Origin of the sequence: Jiangella rhizosphaerae (assembly GCF_003579925.1) — a bacterium.
GTDB classification, from domain to species: Bacteria; Actinomycetota; Actinomycetes; order Jiangellales; family Jiangellaceae; genus Jiangella; species Jiangella rhizosphaerae.
In genome coordinates this window covers 1-6,825 of sequence record NZ_QUAL01000104.1, presented here as the reverse complement: position 1 = coordinate 6,825, position 6,825 = coordinate 1, and the positions used below count along the sequence as shown (strand labels likewise).

Below are 6,825 nucleotides of genomic sequence, written 5' to 3'. Positions count from 1 at the left end.
GCTGATCGTCTCGGGCACGGAGACCGGCGGCGCCGCGGCCGCGCCGTCGGCCGGCGCGGGGCCCGCGGCCTCGCCGTCCGGCGCGAAGATGTCCTCGATCGAGATGCCCAGGGCCGTCGTGATGGCGTACAGCGTGCTCACCGACGGCTGGCTCTTGTCGGTCTCGATCTGGGAGATCAGGCTGGCCGACACCCCGATCTCGCGGGCCAGCGCACGCGCGCTGACCCCTCGGCGCAGGCGCTCGTGCCGGATGCGCTCCCCGATCGGGGGCACCGCCGACGGGCTCACACGGCCACCGTCCCGTTCACCATGACTGAGCATTTTAGCGGGTTGACGTCTCAGCGTGGGTCCGGTTCACTCGGATAGTAAGTGTCACTGAACACTTCGGGAGGTGCCCGCGCCATGCCGATACGCACCTACGGACCCAACGCCGTCGACTGGGAACAGCGCATCGACGTCGACCGGCTGCGCCGCGAACGCCTCGAACGGCTGCGCGCCGCGCTCGACCGCTCCGAGCTGGGCGCGCTGCTGGCCTTCGACTTCGCCAACATCCGGTACATGACGTCGACGCACATCGGGACGTGGGCGGTCGACAAGCTCATCCGGTTCGCGCTGCTCCCCCGCGGCGGGGAGCCCATCGTGTGGGACTTCGGGTCCGCGGCGCGCCACCACCAGCTGTACAACCCGTGGCTCGACGGCGCGAACCGCGCTCGCGCGGGCATCTCGACGCTGCGCGGCGCGTTCCACCCGGGCGCCGGCATCGCCGACGACGTCGCCGGCAAGATCGCCCGGGTGCTCGCCGACCACGGGCTCGAGGACGAGCCCGTCGGTGTCGATCTCGCCGAGATGCCGGTGCTCGCCGCCCTCGCGAACCAGCACCTCGACGTCGTCGACGGCCAGCAGGTGTTCCTCGAGGCCCGCCGCATCAAGACGCCGGACGAGATCGCGCTGCTGGCACACGCCGCCTCGATGGTCGACGCCGCGTACGACGAGCTCTACGGCTTCCTGCGGCCGGGCGTGCGCGAGAACGAGTGCGTCGGCGTCGTCAGCAAGGTCCTCTACGACCTCGGCAGCGAGTATGTCGAGGGCGTCAACGCCATCTCCGGCGAGCGCTGCTCGCCGCACCCGCACGTCTACAGCGACCGCATCGTCCGCCCCGGCGACCCCGCGTTCTTCGACATCCTGCACAGCTACAACGGCTACCGCACCTGCTACTACCGCACGTTCGCCGTCGGCAGCGCGTCGCCGGCCCAGCGCGACGCCTACACCCGCTGCCGCGAGTTCATCGACCACGCCATCGCCGAGGTGAAGCCGGGCGCGACGACGGCCGACATCGTGTCGCTGTGGCCGCGGGCCGACGAGTTCGGCTTCGCCGACGAGGAGGCGGCGTTCGCCCTGCAGTACGGCCACGGCGTCGGGTTGTCGATCTGGGAGAAGCCGATCTTCTCCCGGCTGGTGTCGCTGGACCACCCCGAGGTGCTCGAGGAGGGCATGGTCTTCGCGCTCGAGACGTACTGGCCGGCCGCCGACGGCTGGTCCGCCGCGCGCATCGAGGAGGAGGTCGTGGTGACGGCGGACGGCTGCGAGGTCATCACCAAGTTCCCGGCCGAGGAGCTGCTGGTCGCCGGGCGCAAGTACTGGACCGTCGGCGGCGAGCTGAACTCGCTGCGCGAGTCGCAGTCGCACCTCAACACCAACGGGGCCACCCCATGACCGACGCGACGGCGGCGACCGGCCTGCTCGCCCTGCACGAGACCATGGCGGTGATCCGCCGTACGGAGAAGGCCGCGCACGACCTCTTCATGTCCGGCCTGGTCAAGGGCACGACGCACCTGGCCGCCGGGCACGAGGCCGTCGCCGTCGGGGCCCGTGCGGCGCTGCGCGACGGCGACTACGCGTTCGCCACCTACCGCGGCCACCACCACGCCATCGCCTGGGGCGCCACGCCCGAGGAGTGCCTCGCCGAGCTCATGCAGCGCTCCACCGGCCTCAACAAGGCCAAGGGCGGCTCGATGCATCTCACGAAGGCCGGGTCGGGCATGCTCGGCTCCTACGCCATCGTCGGGGCGCACCTGCCGATGGCCGTCGGCGCCGCGTGGTCGGCCCGGCTGCGCGGGACCGACCAGGTGGCGGTCGCGTTCTTCGGCGACGGCGCCACGAACATCGGGGCGTTCCACGAGGCGCTCAACCTCGCCGCGGTCTGGCGGCTGCCCGTGCTGTTCGTCTGCGAGAACAACTTCTACATGGAGTACACCCCGATCGGCTCGGTCACGGCGGCGGAGCACCCGGCGGCCGGCCGGGCACCGTCGTACGGCCTCCCGGCCGAGGTCGTCGACGGCAACGACGTGGTGACGGTGCGCGACGCCGTCGCCCGCGCGGCGCAGCGGGCCCGCGCGGGCGACGGACCCACCGTGCTCGAGGCGCACACCTACCGGCACTACGGCCACAGCCGCACCGACCCGGCGAAGTACCGGCCCGACGGCGAGCTGGAGCGCTGGCTGGAACGCGACCCGCTGACGGTGTCGGCGCAGCGGCTGCGCGAGGCGGGAACCAGCGACGACGACATCAAGGCGGCCGAGGACCGCGCCGCCGGCGTCGTCGACGAGGCGGTCGCCGCGGCCAGGGCGGCGCCCGAGGCCGACCTGAGCGAGGCGTTCACCGACGTGTGGGCGGACGGAGGTGCCGCATGGCGGACGTGACCTACCGCGACTCGGTGGCCGAGGGCATCGCGCGCGAGATGCGCCGCGACCCCGCGGTCGTCTGCCTGGGCGAGGACATCGGCGCCGCGGGCGGCGTCTTCAAGACCACCGTCGGGCTGTTCGAGGAGTTCGGCCCGGAGCGCGTCTGGGACACCCCGATCTCCGAGCAGGCCATCGTCGGCGCGGCCATGGGCGCGGCGATGACCGGCATGCGCCCGGTCGCCGAGATCATGTTCAGCGACTTCCTGGCCTGCTGCTGGGACTACCTCGCCAACGAGATCCCGAAGGTCCGCTACATGACCGGCGGGCAGGTCACCGTCCCGCTGGTGGTCCGGACGGCGAACGGCGGCGGGCTGGGCTTCGGCGCCCAGCACTCGCAGGCGGTGGAGAACTGGGCGCTGACGGTCCCCGGCCTCAAGATCGCCGCGCCGTCGACGCCGGCGGACGTCGTCGGGCTCATGGCCAGTGCCGTCCGCAGCGACGACCCCGTCGTCTTCTTCGAGCACAAGGGGCTGCTGGCCAGCAAGGGCGCGCCCGCGCCCGACGACCACGTGGTGCCGTTCGGCGAGGCCGCGGTGGTGCGCGAGGGCGGCGACGTCACGCTCGTGGCGCTGGCCTCGACGGTGCCGCTGGCGCTCACCGCGGCGGAGCGGCTCGCGGCCGACGACGGCGTCGCGGCCGAGGTGCTCGATCTGCGCACCCTGATCCCCCTGGACGTCGCGGCCGTGCTGCGCTCCCTCGAGCGCACGTCGCGGCTGGTCGTCGTCGAGGAGAACCCCTACCAGGGCGGCTGGGGCGGCACCGTCGTCTCCGTCGTCGCCGACGAGGGGTTCGAGCTGCTGGACGCGCCGGTCAGGCGGGTCGCGGGCGCCAACGTGCCGCTGCCGTTCGCCGACGCGCTGGAGGACCAGGTGATCCCCACCGTGGACAAGGTGGTCGACGCCGTCAGGAGCCTCACGACGTACTGAACACACCGCACGCCATCGCAACGAAGGGATGGTCCATGAGCACCCGACTCCTGCTCCGCAACGGCCACGTCATCAGCATGGATCCGGACATCGGCGACCTTCCCGGCGCCGACGTCCTCATCGAGGACGGCGCCATCGCGGCCGTCCGGCCTGGGCTGTCCGACGAAGTGTCCGACGCCGAGGTCATCGACGCCACGGGCCGCATCGTCATCCCCGGCTTCGTCGACACCCACCGCCACACGTGGGAGACGGCGATCCGCACCTGCGCGCCCAACGCCACGCTGGACGACTACTTCGTCGAGGTGCTGGACAGCTTCGCGCCGCTCTACCAGCCCGACGACGTGTACGCGAGCAACCTCGCCGGCTCGCTGGAGTGCCTGAACGCCGGCATCACCACGCTGGTCGACTGGTCGCACATCAACAACACCCCCGAGCACCCCGACGCCGCCATCGCCGGGCTGCAGGAGGCCGGCCTGCGGGCCCAGTACGCCTACGGCTCGGCGAACACGTCGCTGGCGAAGTACTGGTTCAACAGCGCCGAGGCGATCCCCGGCGACGACGTCCGGCGGGTGCGCAGCACGTACTTCTCCGGCGACGACGGCCTGCTCACCATGGGGCTGGCCACGCGCGGGCCGGGCTTCTGCCAGGACGACGTCGTCGTGTCCGAGTGGAACCTCGCCCGCGAGCTGGGCATCCCCGTCACCGTCCACGTCGCCATGGGGCGGCTGGCCGGCCGGTTCGCCATGGTCGAGCAGCTCGACCGGCTCGGCCTGCTCGGTCCCGACACCACGTACATCCACTGCTGCTACTTCAGCGACCACGAGTGGGGCCGGGTCCGCGACACCGGCGGCACCATCTCCATCGCGGCGCAGGTCGAGCTGCAGATGGGCCACGGCTGGCCGCCGGTCACCAAGAGCTACCAGTTCGGCCTGCAGCCCAGCCTGTCCGTCGACGTGGTCACGACCGTGCCGGGCGACATGTTCACGCAGATGCGGGCGGCGTTCGGCGGCGAGCGGGCGCGCGTCAACGCCATCTGCTGGGAGGCCGACACGACCGTGCCCGAGACGATGCTCACGGCCCGGCAGATGCTGGAGATGGCGACCATCAACGGTGCGACGGTGGCCGGGCTGGCCGACCGCACCGGGTCGCTGACGCCGGGCAAGCGGGCCGACGTGGTGCTGATCGACGCGACGGCGCTCAACGTCGCCCCGGTCATCGACCCGGTGGCCGCGGTCGTGCTGGCCGCCGACGTGTCCAACGTCGACACCGTCATCGTCGACGGCGCGGTCCGCAAGCGCGACGGCCGGCTGCTCGGCGACACCGCCCGGGCCCGCGGCCTGGTCGAGGCCGCGCGCGACCGCCTGGTGGGCGAGGTGGCGAAGCGGACGGTCGCGGCATGACCGAACGGCACCTGATCCAACGCGGGGGGCAGGCCGGCTTCGAGACACCCGGCGGCTGGGCCGCCGGCGCCACCGGGTACCGGCGGTGGACCGTCGTCGGCGAGCGGGCCGGTGCCGTCCACACCGGCTTCGGCGTCTGCGAGCTCGACCCCGGTGGATCGGTGCCGGCGCACGTCCACTCCTTCGAGGAGAGCTTCCACGTGCTGTCCGGCTCGGCGGTCGTGACGACACCGGACGGCTCGTACCGCGTGTCCGAGGGTGACTACGGGCTGCTGCCGGTGGCCATCACGCACGCGTGGCGCAACGACGGCGACGCCCCCGTGCGGTGGGCGGAGATGCAGGGGCCGATGCCGCGCGACGACTTCGACGGCGACACCTTCCTGGTGCCGCCGCTCGACGACGTGCGGCCCGTCGCCGGCATCGACGTCCGCGACCCGCGCACCCACCGGTTCGGCACCATCCGGCCGGGCCACATGGATCCCGGCAAGCAGTCGCAGGACCTGCTCGCCGTCTCCGCGAGCATGCGCACCGCGCTGCTGGTCTACGGCGGCATCAACGTCAAGCAGATGGTCGACAGCGACCTCGGCGCCGTCCTGACCACCATGTTCATGGTGCAGTACGACCCCGACGGCGCGACCACCCCGCACGACCACCCGTTCGAGGAGACCTACCTCATCCTCGAGGGAACCGTCGAGGCGTCCTTCGACGGCAAGACCTACCTGCTCGAGGCCGGCGACGTCGCCTGGGCCGGCGTCGGCTGCCCGCACGCGTTCCGCAACGCCGGCGGCGGCACGCTGCGCTGGCTGGAGACGCAGGCGCCGGCGCCGCCGCCGCGGTACTCGTACCGGTTCGCCCGCGACTGGAACTACCTGCGCGACGTCCTGGGAGGCCCGTCGTGAAGACCATCCTGATCGTCGGCGGCACGTCCGGCATCGGCCTGGAGCTGGCCCGCCGCCGGGTCGCCGCCGGCGACGACGTCGTCATCACCGGCCGCGACGCCGATCGATGCGGCACCGTCGCGGCGGAGGTCGGCGCGCGCTGCCGCGGCCTGGCCGTCGAGCTGTCCGACCCGGCCGCCATCGGCGCGGCGCTGGAAGACGTCGAGAAGGTCGACCACCTGGTCGTCGCCGCCATCGACCGCGACCAGAACACCGCCGCCGGCTACGACGTCGGCCGGGCCCTGCGGCTGGTGACGCTGAAGCTGGTGGGCTACACCGAGGTGGTGCATGCGCTGCTGCCGCGGATGGCGCCCGACGGCGCCGTGGTGCTGTTCGGCGGGCTGGCCAAGGACCGGCCGTACCCCGGGTCGACGACGGTGTCGACGATCAACGGCGGCGTCACCGGGCTGGTCCACACGCTGGCCGTCGAGCTGGCGCCGCTGCGGGTCAACGCCGTCCACCCGGGCATCGTCGGCGACAGCCCGTTCTGGAGCTCCAAGCCGCCCGAGGTGCTCGACGGCTACATCGCGCGCACCCCGATCGGTCGGCTGGCCACCATGGCCGACGTCGCCGACGCGGTCGACTTCCTGCTGCGCAACCGGGCGATGAACGGCGTCAACCTCAACGTGGACGGAGGCTGGCTGCTGACGTGAGCGAGACGGTGGGGGTGATCGGCGCCGGGCGGATGGGCGCGGCCATGACGACGCGGCTGCGGTCGGCCGGGGTCGATGTCGTGCTGTGGAACCGGACGCGGGCGCGGGCGGACGGCGTGGCGGCGGCCACCGGCGCGCGGGTCGCGGCGACGGCGCGCGAGGCGGCG

The 6,825-nt window shown here is 72.7% G+C and carries 8 protein-coding genes; 7 read left to right on the top strand and 1 reads right to left on the bottom strand.

Annotated elements, in window-relative coordinates; genetic code table 11:
* Positions 1-288 (bottom strand): helix-turn-helix domain-containing protein (locus tag DY240_RS11340; protein WP_199701329.1); only part of this gene is annotated, 288 nt, incomplete at its 3' end.
* Positions 289-402: 114 nt separating this feature from the next.
* Between DY240_RS11340 and DY240_RS11335 the strand changes: the two genes are divergently transcribed.
* The 7 genes from DY240_RS11335 to DY240_RS34070 all read left to right on the top strand — a co-directional run.
* On the top strand, positions 403-1,713 hold the full coding sequence (locus DY240_RS11335; RefSeq protein ID WP_119660006.1) for a M24 family metallopeptidase: 1,311 nt from the start codon (positions 403-405) through the stop codon (positions 1,711-1,713).
* Positions 1,710-2,699, top strand: coding sequence for a thiamine pyrophosphate-dependent dehydrogenase E1 component subunit alpha (locus DY240_RS11330; protein ID WP_119660005.1), 990 nt, complete (start codon positions 1,710-1,712; stop codon positions 2,697-2,699). The genes DY240_RS11335 and DY240_RS11330 overlap by 4 nt, the downstream gene beginning before the upstream one ends.
* Positions 2,687-3,667, top strand: coding sequence for an alpha-ketoacid dehydrogenase subunit beta (locus DY240_RS11325; RefSeq protein WP_119660004.1), 981 nt, complete (start codon positions 2,687-2,689; stop codon positions 3,665-3,667). Before DY240_RS11330 ends, DY240_RS11325 begins: the two co-directional genes overlap by 13 nt.
* A 35-nt stretch (positions 3,668-3,702) precedes the next feature.
* A complete protein-coding gene (locus DY240_RS11320) occupies positions 3,703-5,067 on the top strand; it encodes an amidohydrolase family protein (RefSeq protein ID WP_119660003.1) in 1,365 nt (454 codons plus the stop codon).
* On the top strand, positions 5,064-5,966 hold the full coding sequence (locus tag DY240_RS11315; protein WP_119660002.1) for a cupin domain-containing protein: 903 nt from the start codon (positions 5,064-5,066) through the stop codon (positions 5,964-5,966). Before DY240_RS11320 ends, DY240_RS11315 begins: the two co-directional genes overlap by 4 nt.
* The gene (locus DY240_RS11310; protein ID WP_119660001.1) at positions 5,963-6,658 is read left to right on the top strand and encodes an SDR family NAD(P)-dependent oxidoreductase; all 696 of its coding nucleotides are present in this window, start codon (positions 5,963-5,965) and stop codon (positions 6,656-6,658) included. The genes DY240_RS11315 and DY240_RS11310 overlap by 4 nt, the downstream gene beginning before the upstream one ends.
* Positions 6,655-6,825, top strand: a 171-nt coding sequence (locus tag DY240_RS34070) for an NAD(P)-binding domain-containing protein (protein ID WP_147375290.1), incomplete at its 3' end; no start/stop codon positions are given. The genes DY240_RS11310 and DY240_RS34070, both read left to right, overlap by 4 nt.